Annotated in this window: 16 protein-coding genes and 1 pseudogene; 11 read left to right on the top strand and 6 right to left on the bottom strand. The window is 48.3% G+C overall.

The window, feature by feature from the left end; translation table 11 throughout:
* Window positions 1-59 precede the first annotated feature (59 nt).
* From OSC7112_RS07890 to OSC7112_RS40800, 4 genes are all read right to left on the bottom strand, one after another.
* Complete coding sequence (locus OSC7112_RS07890) at window positions 60-389, bottom strand: HesB/IscA family protein (protein ID WP_015175416.1); 330 nt, start codon at window positions 387-389, stop codon at window positions 60-62.
* A 140-nt stretch (window positions 390-529) separates the two neighbouring features.
* On the bottom strand, window positions 530-949 hold the full coding sequence (locus OSC7112_RS07885) for a phosphomannose isomerase type II C-terminal cupin domain (protein ID WP_015175415.1): 420 nt from the start codon (window positions 947-949) through the stop codon (window positions 530-532).
* A gap of 233 nt (window positions 950-1,182) precedes the next feature.
* Window positions 1,183-1,368: a Fic family protein gene (locus OSC7112_RS42640; RefSeq protein ID WP_479687537.1), complete on the bottom strand. Its 186-nt coding sequence runs from the start codon at window positions 1,366-1,368 to the stop codon at window positions 1,183-1,185.
* Between the two features lie 234 nt (window positions 1,369-1,602).
* Window positions 1,603-1,914, bottom strand: a complete 312-nt coding sequence (locus tag OSC7112_RS40800) for a Fic family protein (RefSeq protein ID WP_223300783.1) — start codon at window positions 1,912-1,914, stop codon at window positions 1,603-1,605.
* Between the two features lie 479 nt (window positions 1,915-2,393).
* Between OSC7112_RS40800 and gltB the strand changes: the two genes are divergently transcribed.
* The 11 genes and pseudogenes from gltB (at window position 2,394) to OSC7112_RS07830 (ending at window position 11,361) form a co-directional block, all read left to right on the top strand.
* Window positions 2,394-6,980, top strand: a complete 4,587-nt coding sequence (gene gltB / locus OSC7112_RS07875; RefSeq protein WP_015175414.1) for a glutamate synthase large subunit — start codon at window positions 2,394-2,396, stop codon at window positions 6,978-6,980.
* A 148-nt stretch (window positions 6,981-7,128) separates the two neighbouring features.
* Entirely contained in the window at window positions 7,129-7,632 is a 504-nt protein-coding gene (locus tag OSC7112_RS07870; protein ID WP_015175413.1) for a GUN4 domain-containing protein, read from the top strand.
* 39 nt (window positions 7,633-7,671) lie between these two features.
* Window positions 7,672-7,791 (top strand): annotated as a pseudogene (locus OSC7112_RS40795) (XisI protein); the annotation flags it as partial.
* 40 nt (window positions 7,792-7,831) lie between these two features.
* Window positions 7,832-8,026 carry a DUF4926 domain-containing protein gene (locus tag OSC7112_RS40790; protein WP_015175412.1) on the top strand — a complete coding sequence of 65 codons (195 nt, stop codon included), beginning with the start codon at window positions 7,832-7,834 and terminating at the stop codon, window positions 8,024-8,026.
* A gap of 121 nt (window positions 8,027-8,147) precedes the next feature.
* Window positions 8,148-8,402, top strand: coding sequence for a hypothetical protein (locus OSC7112_RS07860; protein WP_015175411.1), 255 nt, complete (start codon window positions 8,148-8,150; stop codon window positions 8,400-8,402).
* Window positions 8,399-8,698 (top strand): type II toxin-antitoxin system RelE/ParE family toxin, encoded by a 300-nt coding sequence (locus OSC7112_RS07855; RefSeq protein WP_015175410.1) that lies wholly within the window; start codon window positions 8,399-8,401, stop codon window positions 8,696-8,698. The genes OSC7112_RS07860 and OSC7112_RS07855 overlap by 4 nt, the downstream gene beginning before the upstream one ends.
* 22 nt (window positions 8,699-8,720) lie before the next feature.
* The gene (locus OSC7112_RS07850; protein ID WP_015175409.1) at window positions 8,721-8,951 is read left to right on the top strand and encodes a type II toxin-antitoxin system RelN family antitoxin; all 231 of its coding nucleotides are present in this window, start codon (window positions 8,721-8,723) and stop codon (window positions 8,949-8,951) included.
* A 28-nt stretch (window positions 8,952-8,979) separates the two neighbouring features.
* Entirely contained in the window at window positions 8,980-9,837 is an 858-nt protein-coding gene (locus tag OSC7112_RS07845) for a hypothetical protein (protein WP_015175408.1), read from the top strand.
* A 64-nt stretch (window positions 9,838-9,901) separates the two neighbouring features.
* Window positions 9,902-10,246: a XisI protein gene (locus OSC7112_RS07840; RefSeq protein ID WP_015175407.1), complete on the top strand. Its 345-nt coding sequence runs from the start codon at window positions 9,902-9,904 to the stop codon at window positions 10,244-10,246.
* A gap of 6 nt (window positions 10,247-10,252) precedes the next feature.
* Window positions 10,253-10,498 (top strand): DUF4926 domain-containing protein, encoded by a 246-nt coding sequence (locus tag OSC7112_RS07835; protein ID WP_015175406.1) that lies wholly within the window; start codon window positions 10,253-10,255, stop codon window positions 10,496-10,498.
* A gap of 308 nt (window positions 10,499-10,806) precedes the next feature.
* The gene (locus tag OSC7112_RS07830; protein ID WP_015175405.1) at window positions 10,807-11,361 is read left to right on the top strand and encodes a GNAT family N-acetyltransferase; all 555 of its coding nucleotides are present in this window, start codon (window positions 10,807-10,809) and stop codon (window positions 11,359-11,361) included.
* 226 nt (window positions 11,362-11,587) lie between these two features.
* Here the strand turns inward: OSC7112_RS07830 and psbA are convergent, their stop codons facing one another.
* Together psbA and OSC7112_RS07820 are read right to left on the bottom strand one after the other, a co-directional pair.
* Complete coding sequence (gene psbA / locus OSC7112_RS07825) at window positions 11,588-12,670, bottom strand: photosystem II reaction center subunit D1 (RefSeq protein WP_015175404.1); 1,083 nt, start codon at window positions 12,668-12,670, stop codon at window positions 11,588-11,590.
* Between the two features lie 218 nt (window positions 12,671-12,888).
* Complete coding sequence (locus OSC7112_RS07820) at window positions 12,889-14,634, bottom strand: alpha/beta hydrolase (protein WP_015175403.1); 1,746 nt, start codon at window positions 14,632-14,634, stop codon at window positions 12,889-12,891.
* Window positions 14,635-14,840 lie beyond the last annotated feature (206 nt).

Below are 14,840 nucleotides of genomic sequence, written 5' to 3'. Positions count from 1 at the left end.
ACTCGCTTATTTGAACTTTTTTGGGACTTTTTCTAAGTCTTTGAGTGTCATCATATTGATTATTCCTTGAGCGAAAAGGAGTTGCCGCAGCTACAGCTTTGGGCGGCATTGGGATTGTGAAATCGGAAACCTCCGCCCATCAAGTCTTCTGAATAATCCAAGGTAAGCTCATTGAGATATTTTAAGTGCTGGGGGTCGATCGCAACGGAAATTCCCTCCGACTCGCATACAGCGTCTTCTGGGGTTGGCGCATCGTCAAATGCCATTGTATAAGACAAACCGGAGCAGCCGCTCGATTCCACGCCCAGACGAAATAAAGCATTGGGATTGGAATGCTTCGACTTGAGGCGCGTTACTTCTGTTGCTGCTGTTTTGCTCAGATGAATCATTATTAGTAATTGGTAATTGGTAATTGGTAAGTAATGTTGAGTTGTGAAAATGTAGAGTGTGCCTAGGCGTTTACCTTACCCGGAGAATGTAAGGTGCGCTCTTGGCGCGCACCTTACCCCTATATTTTTAGCAACTTGAGTTACTTAGCCTTTTCAGTACGGGCATAATCGTCTTGAAAGCGGATAATATCATCTTCTCCGAGATATTCGCCATTCTGCACCTCAATTAAAACCAGGGGGATAACTCCCGGATTTTCCAGGCGGTGAGAAATGCACTGAGGAACGTAGGTAGACTGATTTGTAAACAGAACTTGTTCAGTTTCGCCGCAAGTAACTTTTGCAGTACCACAAACTACGATCCAGTGTTCGCTGCGGTGGTGGTGCATTTGCAGGCTGAGGCGGTGTCCGGGCTTAACTTCGATCCGCTTAATTTTATATCCCGGGCCTTCTTCTAGAGTCGTAAATGAGCCCCAAGGTCGCAATTCTGTAGCGGCTATTCCGTTGGGTGCTGCAGGTGCGTGCAGGGTTGATACTTGAGAAATTTCTTGAATCTGAACCATGATTTTCACTCCTTGAGGATTGCTTGCTGAATCCTTTGGTAAACGACGTTGTTTTTTGAGATTAACTAATCTATAGTTAAAACCGAAGCCCACCTGCGGGGACTGGTTAGCCGAGTGTAGAGTTTTGCAAGAGTTGTGCTCAGCCCGATCGACTTGCCTTAACAACCATAGCAAAACCAACATAGCTGTTGTCACCCGGTATTGGCTCGATCGCCCCAATCTACATCAAATCTTCATAGAAAGGGCGCTGGTTCTTGAATATTGATTAAAGGTAAATCCTCATCCAGCTCTTGAGACTGCTGCCGCAAAACTTCTAGCATCTGGTTAGAGATAATGACAATTGGATATCCCGCCCGCAACAGCAGGAGATTCAAAAATAGCTGTCCCGTCCGTCCGTTACCATCCCGAAATGGATGAATCTACACAAAGCGAAGATGTGCTTCGGCTGCATACTCTAACGGATGCAACAATTTGATTTTATCACTGTTGAGCCATTCGATAAATTCCGGCATCAAACGCGAAAGCAAATAATGAGGCGGATAGAGGTATTCAGTACCGGCGGCTTTGACATCTAACTGCCGATAGCGCCCAACTTCCTCCGGGGCGTTAGCGAAGCCCTCGAAGAGGATCGCCCTTATAATTAAGTTGTGAATTTATTTAATCTCCCATTCACCGATCTCCGCGTCCGATCGCGTTAGCATTTCAATGTAGCCGATCGCATCTCGATGTCCGATGACTTCTAGGTGTTCGCGCCAAGTTTTGCCACCGACAGTGATGCCGGTTTCTAAGACTAATGCGGTTTCGCGCTGCGTTAAGGTGTTTCCCTCGATCGCATTAGAATGATAGGTGAACCGAACATCGTAGAATTTTTTCAATTCTGCAACCATGGTGGGAGAAAGCGGACGAAAGCTATCCAACCAGGCTTTGAGTCGATCGACTTGTGGCAATTTTTCAGAAATACTCATTGCTGTTGAGAAGGCAAAATACTGGTGGAGAATGTCACCCACACGCTGAGGATACAGTCGCATTAACAATGCTATAAAGTCATTTCTCAAGAACAGGCTTTCCGGCCTGTTCCACAGAGAGTAAATTTTGTGGGTCGGGCATCTGGCCCGCCCTTGAAAAGCTTATTAACAAGGGTGCAAGATGTGAGTTGGTATCGGAATTACTCATCTCTCTTCTCTTCTTCTGCGCTCTCTGCGGCCTCTGCGGTTTAATAATTCAGATAATTGAAGAGTCTTTAAGCATAAATCTTTAATCTCCGGGTTCCATAGTTAAGTTATCGGCTTTAACTATTTTTTTACTCGGATCGAATAAGCTGGGATGTTTGGGTGGATCTACCCAATTGAGTAGATGCACATATAATACATGATACTAGAGCGATCGGCATCCCACCATCTACTCTAGATCGACATCTTTTCGCCACTTTGACAGGAGCATCAAAATGAACAGCAACGGACTGCCACAAAAGCAAGGTCTGTACGATCCGCAGTTCGAGCACGACGCTTGCGGAGTCGGATTCATCGTACACATGAAGGGTAACAAATCCCACGCAATTGTCGAGCAAGCACTGACAATCCTATTGAACCTCGACCACCGGGGCGCGTGCGGCTGCGAACCCAACACCGGAGACGGGGCGGGGATTTTGATGCAGATACCCCACAAGTTTCTCAAAAAAGTAACGGCGGGTCTAAACATCGAACTTCCCGAAGCCGGCGAGTACGGCGTTGGCGCGATTTACTCGTCGCCAAATCGAGCTGAACGCGAAAACGGCCAACGCATTTTTGAGGAAATCGCGGCAGAAGAAGGTCAAGAAGTGCTCGGCTGGCGCGATGTTCCCACGGACAATTCGTCCCTCGGCGACACCGCCAAATCTAGCGAACCCTTCATGCAGCAAGTGTTCCTCCGGCGGGCCGCAGGTATTGACGAGGCGGCTTTCGAGCGCAAACTGTACGTCATCCGCAAACGGGCTCACAATGCCATCCGCAGGACTAACACAGACCCCTACTGGTACAATTCCACTCTCTCGTGCCGGACGATCGTCTACAAGGGTATGTTAATGCCGGTGCAAGTCGGCGATTACTATCCCGAACTGCACGACCCCGACATGGAAAGCGCTCTAGCCCTGGTTCACTCGCGCTTCAGCACGAATACTTTTCCGAGCTGGGAACGATCGCACCCTTACCGCTACATCGCTCACAACGGCGAAATTAACACGATGCGCGGCAACATTAACTGGATGCACGCGCGGCAATCGCTGTTCGAGTCGGAACTATTCGGCGATGACTTAAAGAAAATCCCCAATTTAATCAATATCGAAGGCAGCGACTCGACGATTTTTGACAATGCTTTGGAATTGCTGAATTTGGCCGGGCGTTCTTTGCCGCACGCTGTCATGATGATGATTCCCGAACCTTGGACAGCCCACGAGTCCATGAGTGACGAGAAAAAAGCTTTCTACGAATACCATTCTTGCTTGATGGAACCTTGGGACGGCCCAGCTTCGATCGCATTTACCGATGGTACATCGATCGGGGCAGTCCTCGATCGCAACGGTTTGCGCCCTTCCCGCTACTGCGTTACCAAAGACGACTTGGTAATTATGGCATCGGAAGCCGGAGTTTTGCCGATCGCCCCTGAACGAATTGTATCAAAAGGTCGCTTGCAACCGGGGCGGATGTTCCTGGTAAATACCGAGGAAGGCCGCATCGTCTCTGACGAGGAAATTAAACATCAAATTGCCTCGGAACACCCGTACCGCGAGTGGCTCGACCAGCACATGGTCGAAATCGCCAAACTGAAAGATGCGCCTGCAGTAGCAGAATCCCACCCGGAAACATTATTGCAGCGGCAAATGGCCTTTGGCTACACCTTTGAAGAACTGCGGTTGCTGTTAGCGCCGATGGCGAAAGATGGCGTGGAAGCTGTCGGCGCGATGGGTGCGGATACGCCGCTGGCGGTGCTTTCCAACCGGCCAAAACTGCTTTACGAATACTTCCAGCAGTTGTTTGCTCAAGTTACCAATCCGCCGATCGATTCTATCCGCGAAGAAATTGTAACTTCTGCCGAAACTACGATCGGCGCTGAACGCAATTTGCTCAAACCGGAACCGGAAAGCTGTCATTTGATTGAACTGAAAACGCCAATTCTCAGCAATGAAGAATTAGCTAAGCTCCAACACGTAAATGAGGGCAATTTCAAGTCCGTCACCGTGCCGATTTTGTTTGACCCCAAAAGCGGCGTAAAAGGTCTAGAACAAGCCTTAGAAGAGGTTTTTGCAGCAGCAGACAGCGCGATCGCCTCCGGGGTGAATATCCTCATTTTGAGCGATCGGGGTATCAGTCCAGACCAAGCCCCAATTCCGGCGCTGCTGGCAGTTGCGGGGCTGCACCACCACTTGATCCGCAAAGGTACGCGCACGCGGGCGGGACTCGTGCTCGAATCCGGCGAACCGAGGGAAGTGCATCACTTTGCGACACTTATTGGATATGGTTGCGGCGCGATCAATCCGTATTTGGCCTTTGAGACGATCGCCGATTCGATCCGCGAAGGATTGCTGCTAAATGTGGAGTACAAAACAGCTTGCAAAAACTACATCAAAGCCGCGACTAAAGGGGTGACGAAAGTTGCCTCGAAAATTGGGATTTCCACCATTCAAAGTTATCGCGGCGCGCAGATTTTTGAGGCGATCGGCTTAAACAAATCCGTAGTCGATAAATACTTTGCTTGGACAGCCTCGCGGATTGAAGGCGTAGACCTCGAAGTCATCGCCCGAGAAGCAATTTTACGCCATACTCACGCTTTCCCAGACCGCCCAGCCAGCGGACATACTCTCGATGTTGGCGGCGAATATCAGTGGCGGAAAGAAGGCGAGGCGCATTTGTTTAGTCCGCAGACAATTCACGCGCTGCAAAAGTCGGTGCGCGAGGGCAGTTATACGCTTTTCAAACAGTATTCTGGGCTGGTTAACGAACAAAACCAGCAGCATTTTACCTTGCGCGGTTTGTTGCAATTCAAACAGCGGGAATCGATACCGATTGAGGAAGTTGAGCCCGTTGAATCTATTCTCAAACGCTTCAAAACTGGGGCGATGAGTTACGGTTCGATTTCTAAGGAAGCCCACGAATCTTTAGCTGTGGCGATGAACCGCATTGGCGGCAAATCGAACACAGGTGAAGGCGGGGAAGATCCGGAACGCTACACTTGGACGAACGATCGCGGCGACTCGAAAAACAGCGCGATCAAACAAGTTGCTTCCGGGCGTTTCGGCGTTACCAGCTTGTACCTTTCCCAAGCGAAGGAACTGCAAATCAAGATGGCGCAAGGCGCGAAACCCGGTGAAGGCGGACAGTTGCCCGGTAAAAAAGTATACCCGTGGATTGCCAAGGTGCGGAACTCGACTCCGGGTGTGGGTTTGATTTCGCCTCCTCCTCACCACGACATTTATTCGATCGAAGATTTGGCCGAATTGATTCACGACTTGAAAAATTCCAACCGGGAAGCGCGGATCAGCGTGAAACTCGTGTCGGAAGTGGGAGTCGGGACGATCGCGGCCGGGGTTGCGAAAGCCCACGCCGATGTCGTGCTGATTTCCGGCTACGACGGGGGTACGGGCGCTTCGCCGCAGACTTCGATCAAACACGCGGGATTACCTTGGGAATTGGGACTGGCGGAAACTCACCAGACTTTGGTACTCAACAATCTCCGCAGCCGGATTGTGGTAGAAACTGACGGTCAAATGAAAACCGGCCGCGATGTAGCAATTGCTGCCTTGCTTGGTGCTGAGGAATTCGGTTTTGCCACAGCGCCGCTGGTGACATTGGGCTGCATCATGATGCGCGTTTGCCACCTGAACACTTGCCCGGTGGGCGTGGCGACGCAAGACCCGCTGCTGCGGAAAAACTTTACCGGCGACCCCGATCACACGGTAAACTTTATGACCTTCGTCGCGCAGGAAGTCCGGGAAATTATGGCGCAGTTGGGCTTCCGCACGCTGAATGAAATGGTTGGCCGCACTGATGTTTTGGAAGCGAAACAAGCGGTGGAACACTGGAAGGCTAAGGGTTTGGATTTCTCGAAAATCCTTTATCAGCCGGAAGTTGGGGCGGATGTCGGGCGCTATTGCCAGATGGCGCAGGATCACGGGTTGGAAAAGTCGATCGACATGAGTGTACTGCTGGATTTGTGCAAAGGTGCGATCGAAAACGGCGAAAAGGTACGCGCCAAACTGCCGATTACCAATGTCAACCGCGTTGTCGGCACAATTCTCGGCAACGAAATCACCAAACGCCACTGGGAAGGTTTGCCGGATGACACGGTACACCTGCACTTCCAAGGCAGCGCCGGGCAAAGCTTTGGGGCTTTTGTGCCCAAGGGAGTCACTCTGGAGCTCGAAGGCGAAGCTAACGACTATTTGGGCAAGGGGCTCAGCGGTGGCAAAATCATCCTGTATCCGTCGCCAGCTTCCACCTTTGTCGCGGAAGAAAACGTGATTGTCGGTAACGTAGTGCTTTACGGCGCGACATCCGGCGAGGTTTTCATCCGAGGGATGGCGGGCGAACGTTTTGCGGTGCGTAACTCCGGCGTCAACGCAGTAGTTGAAGGTGTGGGCGATCACGGTTGCGAGTACATGACTGGCGGCAAAGTTGTAGTTTTGGGCAAAACCGGGCGCAATTTTGCTGCGGGTATGAGTGGCGGTGTTGCTTACATTTTGGATGAAGCGGGGGATTTTGCAACTCGCTGCAATATGTCGATGGTAGGTTTAGAAAAGTTGGAGGATGCTGAAGAAATTAGCGATTTGCGGCAGTTAATTCAGACTCATTGTGATTTGACTGGAAGTGCGAAAGCATCGAAGGTTTTGGCTGCGTGGGATGAGATGGTGCCGGTGTTTGTGAAGGTGATGCCGCGAGATTATAAGCGGGTGTTGCAGGCTATTGAAAGGGCGATCGCATCGGGTTTAAGCGGTGATGATGCGCTGACTGCTGCATTTGAAGAAAACGCTCGCGATGTCGCCCGGATTGGCGGCAGCTAGTATTAGTATGGGTGCGTTACGGCTACGGCCTAACGCACCCTACAAAACTATAATTAACTCAAGCATGGGTTTCTCGAAGCGGGCGTGAAGCAAATTCATACGGATCAAGTCAAATAATCTCATATTCAAAATATCTTGGGCGCTGACCATGAGTGATTTTCAATCTTTAAATTATGACAACCAATTTCTTAATCTGGCTTCAGAAAGCGGAGCTGATTACACTCAATTACGCAAGTTTTTAGCAGAGGGCAAGTTTAAAGAAGCTGATTGCGAAACTCAACAAATTATACTTTGGGTAGCGTGCTGTGAAAAATTAGGCTATTTAGGGCATTCAGATTGGGTAAACTTTCCTTGTACAGACCTCCAAACAATTAACCAACTTTGGGTAAAATACTCAAATGAGCGTTTCGGATTTTCAGTACAAAGGTCTATTTGGCAACAAGCGGGTAAAGATTATGACAAATTCTGCGAATACGTTAAATGGGATTTATTTAATAGTAGAATGACCTATGAACTCCGCGCTCCCCTTGGTCATCTTCCCCATACTTTTGTATATTGGTTAGGACATAGAAGTGTCATCGTCCCTGGTGGAAATAGCTGGGGATTGGGATTGCATTGGTTAGATTCCAAACTATCTGCTTGTCATCTATAAAATAATTATTGTAAATACAGAAGTAGAGAAAATTGTGCAATGGATCAACTAATCGAGTATCCCAAACTAATCAAGCGTATATTGACCGAGTATATAGAATTGTGCAATAATCGCTCTTCCCAACAAGACATCGAGACATTCTTTATTGCAGACGAGAAAAACGGTCATTACATCTTTTGCAGTAGCTTCTTAGCACTTCATGAAACTTTATTCAGATGTCATCTTGCTGTGCAACCTTCCAGAAGAAGGACTTTATACCGGCGAGATCGGTACAGTTTTAGAACAGCATCACGTTGAGGGACTAGAAACAGGTTATAGCGTTGAGTTCTTCGATCTGTTGGGAAACATTGCAGCAGTTGCCACACTACCTGGAAGTTATTTGCGATTTAATTGAGCGATCGCAACCGCTCCACAACTGCTCGAAATTGAACTCACCCCCGAATTGCTGTCAAGCCACCCGTTTGATATAATGTTGTTACTAGATTGTAAAATAGCAATAAAAAAAAGGGATAATTATGACCGTCGAACAAGCCATTTTGGAAAATGTGAAGGTCTTATCGGCAGACCAGCAACAAGAAGTCTTAGCTTTCATCAAATTCTTGCAGTCCGATAAATGGGAAGATATCTATAAAGGACGCTTCAAAGAACTCCAGCAAGAAATTCGTCTGGGAATGGATGCGGCCGGGCGGGGTGAAGTAATCGATGCTGAAGATATGTTTCGGAGTTTGCGCTTAAAGCTACAACAACGTCGCACGCAAGCAGATATATGAATCGGATTTGTAGATTTACAATTCCGGCAAGTCGGGACATAGAAAGCATTATGGACTATATTGCCGATCGCAGCGGTTTCGATGCAGCAGAAAGCTTTCTGGACAGAATTAACGATAAGTGTCAAACTCTCTCGCAGTTTCCGAGTATGGGACGGAATCGCGATGAGTTAATGGAAAATGTACGGAGTTTCCCGATCGATGATTACCTCATTTTCTATAGTCAGATCGAAGCAGGAATTGAAGTTCTGCGGGTTGTTAGCGGCTACCGAGATTTAGAAAATTTATTCTCTGAGTGAACTGTGTCGAGTTTCTTATATTATGAAAGCGATCGAAACTACCGGAAAAATTGACCGTCGAGGAATGCTTTGTATCGATCGACCCCTTGCTATTGCCAACTGCAGCCACGTTCGGATTATTGTTTTAGTACCGGAAGACACTGACATCGATCCAGATGATGACCCCACTGAAACTGTCCTCGAAGGGCTTCAGCAAGGCTTCCATGAGGCAATTACCGGACAAACTCTCCCCTTGTCTCAACTGTGGAATTGATAGAGAATTAGGGAAATCAACAAGCAAAATGATTCAACCCCTACCGAAAATATCCATTAAACCTGGATACCGTCCCCAGTCGGATGATAAAACTCCTGAAGCTGATGCAATTGATTTTTACCTACTGCGGCAACTCACCAATTCCCAACGGTGGCAAATGGGGGCAAAATTAAATCGTTGGGCAAAAACTGTTAGCTTGCGCGGGATGAAAAAAGCTTGTCCCTCAACCTACAAAGAGCGATTTGCTCGATCGATATTAGGTAGCAAGTGGTTGCCAATTTTAACCCCCACCAGTGAGCCCTCTATGTGGACGCAAGACCCCAGCGAAATTGCTAGACTGTTGCACCCAATTTTTGAAACATTAGGTGTCTCTTATTATATTACAGGAGGCGTTGCCGCTTCTGTCTATGGCGACCCGAGAACAACACGCGATTTAGATTTAGTAATTGAATTGCTGCGGGACAATATTTTTCAATTAGTTGCAGCACTTGAAACGGCTGGTTTTTACTGCCCTCCTGGTTCGGTAAAAGATATTCAAGAGGGTAGAGGGATGGTGTTGAGCGTCACTCACATGACTTTAGTATTGAACGCTGATATTGTGCTGAATTCTCATACTGAATTCGATCGCTCAAAAATGGCAAGACGACGATTAGAAGCGCTTGACGAAGCTGGTGTAGAACAATTTTGGGTTGCTTCTCCTGAAGATATTGTGTTGGCAAAACTGCTCTGGCGGCAACAGTCTCAGTCTCAAAAACAATGGAATGATATTTTGGGAATTCTGAAAGTCCAATCTGAGAATTTGGAGCGGGGTTACTTAACAGAGTGGGCCCAACAATTGGGATTGATTGATGATTTGAACCTAGCTTTTACTGAATCAGGGATTTGATGCGATCGCAATTCGCGCAGTGCGAGGGAAAAAAAGATCGATCGATAGTATAGAAAATAGTGCAATGGATAAACTAATCGAGTCTCCCCAATTAATCAAACGTATTTTGACCGAGTATATAGAATTGTGCGATCGGCCTTCTCAACAAGACATCGAGACATTCTTGATTGCAGACGAGCAAAACGGTCATTACATCTGGATGAATCTGGGCTGGCCTCATGGCGATCGCATTACCGGTATCACTGTTTACGTTCGGATTCGCGATCGCAAATTCTGGATTGAGGAAGACTGGACAGAAGATGGGATTGCAAAGGCTTTGGTGCGTGCAGGGGTTCCCAAGGAAGATATTGTGTTGGCATTTCACGAGCCTGGGATGCGGCAATACACCGATTTTGCAGTAGCTTCTTAGCACTTCATGAAACTTTATTCAGATGTCATCTTGCTGTGCAACCTTCCAGAAGAAGGACTTTATGCCGGCGATATCGGTACGGTTGTAGAACAACATCACCTTGAGGGACTAGAAACAGGTTATAGCGTTGAGTTCTTCGATTTGTTGGGGAACACTATAGCAGTTGCGACGCTACCTGGAAGTTATTTGCGATCGCCCACAAGTGCAGACATACCTAAAGTCATGATATTGTCCGAAGGATCTCGCCCCTAAATATTTACAAAACTAAATCTGGTATCCGATCTATATCTAGCTCTTAGAATAGATCAACCTGAGCGTTAAAATTGCAAATGTATGACAGCAAAAATACACCTCAGCAACTTGGGTAATTCCTTGGCTTTGCCAATGCCGGACTACGGCGATCGCATCGGGTTTAAGCGGTGATAATGCGCTGACGGCGGCTTTTGAAGAAAACGCTAGCTATCTGGCCTGCAGTGGCGGCAGCTAGGGTTCTGCGGTAGAATTCTACTCATGTAGCAAGGAGCTTTAAGCCCCTTGTCCGAGTTCCTACACACTATGCAATGGAATATCTAATTTTTAGAGAAGCCGATCGAGATGACATACAGGCGATCGTCAATATTCACAATTCTCATGCGCGCAGTCAAAATACGTCGATCGAGCGCGGCTTTTTGCTAACACAAATTACTGAAGATGAGATTGTCAAAAGCTTAAATAATTCATGCAGATATTTTGTGGCAGCTAAAACCGATGGGGAAATTCTGGGATTTGTGGCTATATCAAAACCCAAAATATCTGATGAAATGTTGGATAAAATTATCTGGAAAGATGAGGTTTTTCAGAAACGAGTCACAAGCGATCGGCATTTTTATCTCGAAAGAGTAGCAACAAAGTTAGATTGGATGGGTAGAGGTGTTGCTCGATTTATGTATAAAGAAATTTATCAATTTTTTCCAAATTCCTTTATTTCACTGTTTATTGTTACCCAGCCAATATCTAATACCCGTTCCCTAATGTTTCACCAAAAACAGGGATTTGAACAAATAGGAACTTTGCAAATTGACCTATTTCTAGATTTAGAAAATTATGAATGTATTGTGATGTTTAAAGAAACTTGAATTTATCATGAGTGAGTCTCCCACCAGATAGCCGACCTCAATCCAGCCTAACAGGAGTTACCAGAAGCGAGGGAACTGTTATCTCCGCAAATTGCCATCTCAAATAAGCTCGATCTAAGTCCCTTGGCGGCAGCTATACTTGCCATCCTCGCCGGAAAAACCTTTTTTCCCAAACAAAAAGCGCCCCTATTTCTAGGAGCGCTTTTTGCTAATCAAAAGCTAAAACTTAGCCGTTGATAGAAGGAGCAACCAAAGCTACTGGAGTAGTTTCAGCAGCAGCCAAGTCGAGCGGGAAGTTGTGAGCGTTGCGCTCGTGCATTACTTCCATACCCAAGTTAGCGCGGTTGATGACATCAGCCCAAGTATTGATGACGCGACCTTGAGAGTCGATAATCGATTGGTTGAAGTTGAAACCGTTCAAGTTGAACGCCATCGTGGAGATACCCAAAGCGGTAAACCAGATGCCGACTACTGGCCATGCACCTAACAAGAAGTGCAAGGAACGGCTGTTGTTGAAGGAAGCGTATTGGAAAATCAAACGACCGAAGTAGCCGTGGGCTGCGACGATGTTGTAGGTTTCTTCTTCTTGACCGAATTTGTAACCGTAGTTTTGCGATTCGGTTTCGGTTGTTTCGCGAACCAAGGAAGATGTTACCAAAGAACCGTGCATGGCGGAGAACAAGCTACCACCGAAGACACCGGCAACTCCCAACATGTGGAAGGGGTGCATCAGGATGTTGTGCTCGGCTTGGAACACGATCATGAAGTTGAATGTACCGGAGATACCCAAGGGCATACCGTCAGAGAAGCTGCCTTGTCCTATAGGGTAGATCAAGAATACTGCGGTTGCTGCTGCTACTGGTGCAGAGTAAGCTACGCAGATCCAAGGGCGCATTCCCAAGCGGTAGGACAGTTCCCATTCGCGACCCATGTAGCAAAATACACCGATCAGGAAGTGGAAGATTACCAATTGGTAAGGGCCGCCGTTGTACAGCCACTCATCGAGGGAAGCTGCTTCCCAGATGGGGTAGAAGTGCAAGCCGATGGCGTTGGATGAGGGGACAACTGCACCTGTGATGATGTTGTTGCCGTACATTAAGGAACCTGCTACTGGTTCGCGGATGCCGTCGATGTCCACTGGTGGGGCAGCGATGAAGGCGATGACGTAGCAGATGGTGGCGCTGAGCAGGGTGGGAATCATCAAGACGCCGAACCAACCTACATAGATGCGGTTGTCGGTGGATGTTACCCACTCGCAGAAGCGTTCCCAGACGTTGGCGCTAGAGCGCTGCTGTAAGGTCGTTGTCATGGTTTTATGATTGCGTATGAATTTGTCAATGTTCGGATGATGTTTATATTATTACGCCTATCGTTAAGGTTTGTAAAGGGGTGTGGCGACAGTTAAACTGATGACTGTGATTAGGAAAGCTGATGTAAGGAGAGAGATGGGCGGTAGCTTGCGGGACCCGACGCCATCGCCCCCGCGCGAAAAGAGATGACAGCGTGCACGCGCGGCGCACCTCAACCCTAACGAACGGGAGCGATGGGAGTTGGAGAAGGTGGAGAAACAGGAGCGATGGGAGGTGGAGAGGCCGGGATGCGAGGAGGTGGAGCACTGCTGAACTGCTGGAGTTGCTGCGGGGTTAGCGATCGCAAAATTCTCAGTCCGAGAGTGTCTCGGGAGATGCTTAAAGCGTAGGATGGCTCCAAATACGGGCGGAAATTGGATTTGTTGTTCAAATAGCTTTCCATGAAAGCTAGGCTGAGTCCGCTGAGGTAGCGGCGGGCTAAAGCTGGTTCGGGTCCGATGACCTCTGCTGGTGGCAGAAAGAGGCTTTGAGGGGATTCCTCGATCGTTGAGAAGTGAGTCCCGTTGTTCATCAGTACCAGATATTTGTTGGGCGATGTCAGCCAAGTGAACGGTTGAATTTGTTCGAGCAAAGCGGGGGCGACGGTATCGGCGCTGCCTCCGATTAGCATGACTGGGATTTGGATTTTGCTGAGGTTTGTTTCTCCGAGAATGCTGCTGACGATCGGGTTGACGGCAATCACAGCTTTGATGCGCGGGTCGTCGAAATTGTACTGGTTGCGCTCTAGCCCGCGGGCGCGGCACTGCAACAGCAGGGAGAGGTTCCAAGTTTGGTTTTCGAGCTGGCAGTCTTTGTCTAGCTGTGCAAAATTAATCCCCGCCCCGGCTAACGCTAAAGCCGTATAGCCACCGAAGGACTGGCCGATGACTCCGACTCGCTGCAAGTCGAGCTGCCCTTGGTAGGCCGGATCGGTTATGGAAAGTTTGGTTAAATAATCGAGCAAGTCTTTGATGTCGAGGGGGCGGTTGACAAATTCTGCTGGTTCTGCTACTTCATTGGCTCTCCCTGTTACTAAGTTTTGGATTTGTTGGGCGTTGCTGCCTGGGTGTTCGGGCACGGCGACGGCAAAGCCGTAGGAGGCTAGGTGTTTGGCTAAATACTCGAAGGAAAGGCGATCGGAACCTAAACCGTGGGAAATTACTACTACTGGGGCGGGTTGCGGACTCCGCTGCGGCAGGTAAATGTCCATATCAAACGTGCGATCGCGATTTGGACTCGTCAGAGTTACCGATGATTTTTTCCAAGTATAGGGGCCCGGTAGCTGGGGCTGCAGCATTTCGGCGGGCGGTATGGCGGGTTCCAAAGCTGCTTGTGCTTCAGACAACTGGGCGACTCCGGCGATCGTCTGATTGGAACGGTTGATCAGCGATGTCAGCTCGTTGGCGATAGCCAAGCCGCGGGCGATGTCAATCCTGATGCCATAAGTGGGGAATTTCCGCAGCACGTTGAGTATTGTCAGCCCTTCTGGATCTGAGGCTGCTAAAATCAGGGCCGATCGGATGGCATAAAATCCGGGCTGCCGAGCTTTGGTTTGAATTACTCGGCCCAAGCGTTTCAGCAGCACTTCTCCTTGAGGCGTGTAGAGGAATTGGGCGATCGTCACGTGGCTGATTTCAGCTTTTGCTTGCAAGGCGCTGCGAATCTCAGCTAGCTGAGATTTTTTGACGTACTGAGCGAAGCCGTCCAAATTCGAGTCTATTTTGCCTTCTTTGGCGAACAGTGCCAGGGATTCGATCGGAACTGATTCTTCTAGCGGCCCGTAAGTTACGTAAATTCGCTCGGCACCCATTGCCGGTGCGGCGGTGCAAACAGCCGTGAATGCAAACAATCCTAGGTATTTTTGGGCGATCGACCGCCGAGTGCGAAGGGCAGCAGGGGAGAGGCTCGAAAACAGACAGTTCATAACTTTCACACCTAGGACTTCTAATAATTAGTCGGTGAAATGATGTAAATTGTTTCGCCAATATTTAATGCCAAAAAATCGATCTGTTGCTTCGGATGCTTCGGAAATTAGGTTATCTTGGGAAGCATAGCCAAAAAAGCAATTTTCTGACCTGACAAGACTAGCTGAAATTTAAAATTCAACGCCGAGGGGTCAAACCTACTGGA

This window comes from Oscillatoria nigro-viridis PCC 7112 (genome assembly GCF_000317475.1).
In the GTDB taxonomy this organism is placed as follows: domain Bacteria; phylum Cyanobacteriota; class Cyanobacteriia; order Cyanobacteriales; family Microcoleaceae; genus Microcoleus; species Microcoleus nigroviridis.
Note: the sequence above shows the minus strand (reverse complement) of the source record. Positions and strands in the feature narration are given on the sequence as shown.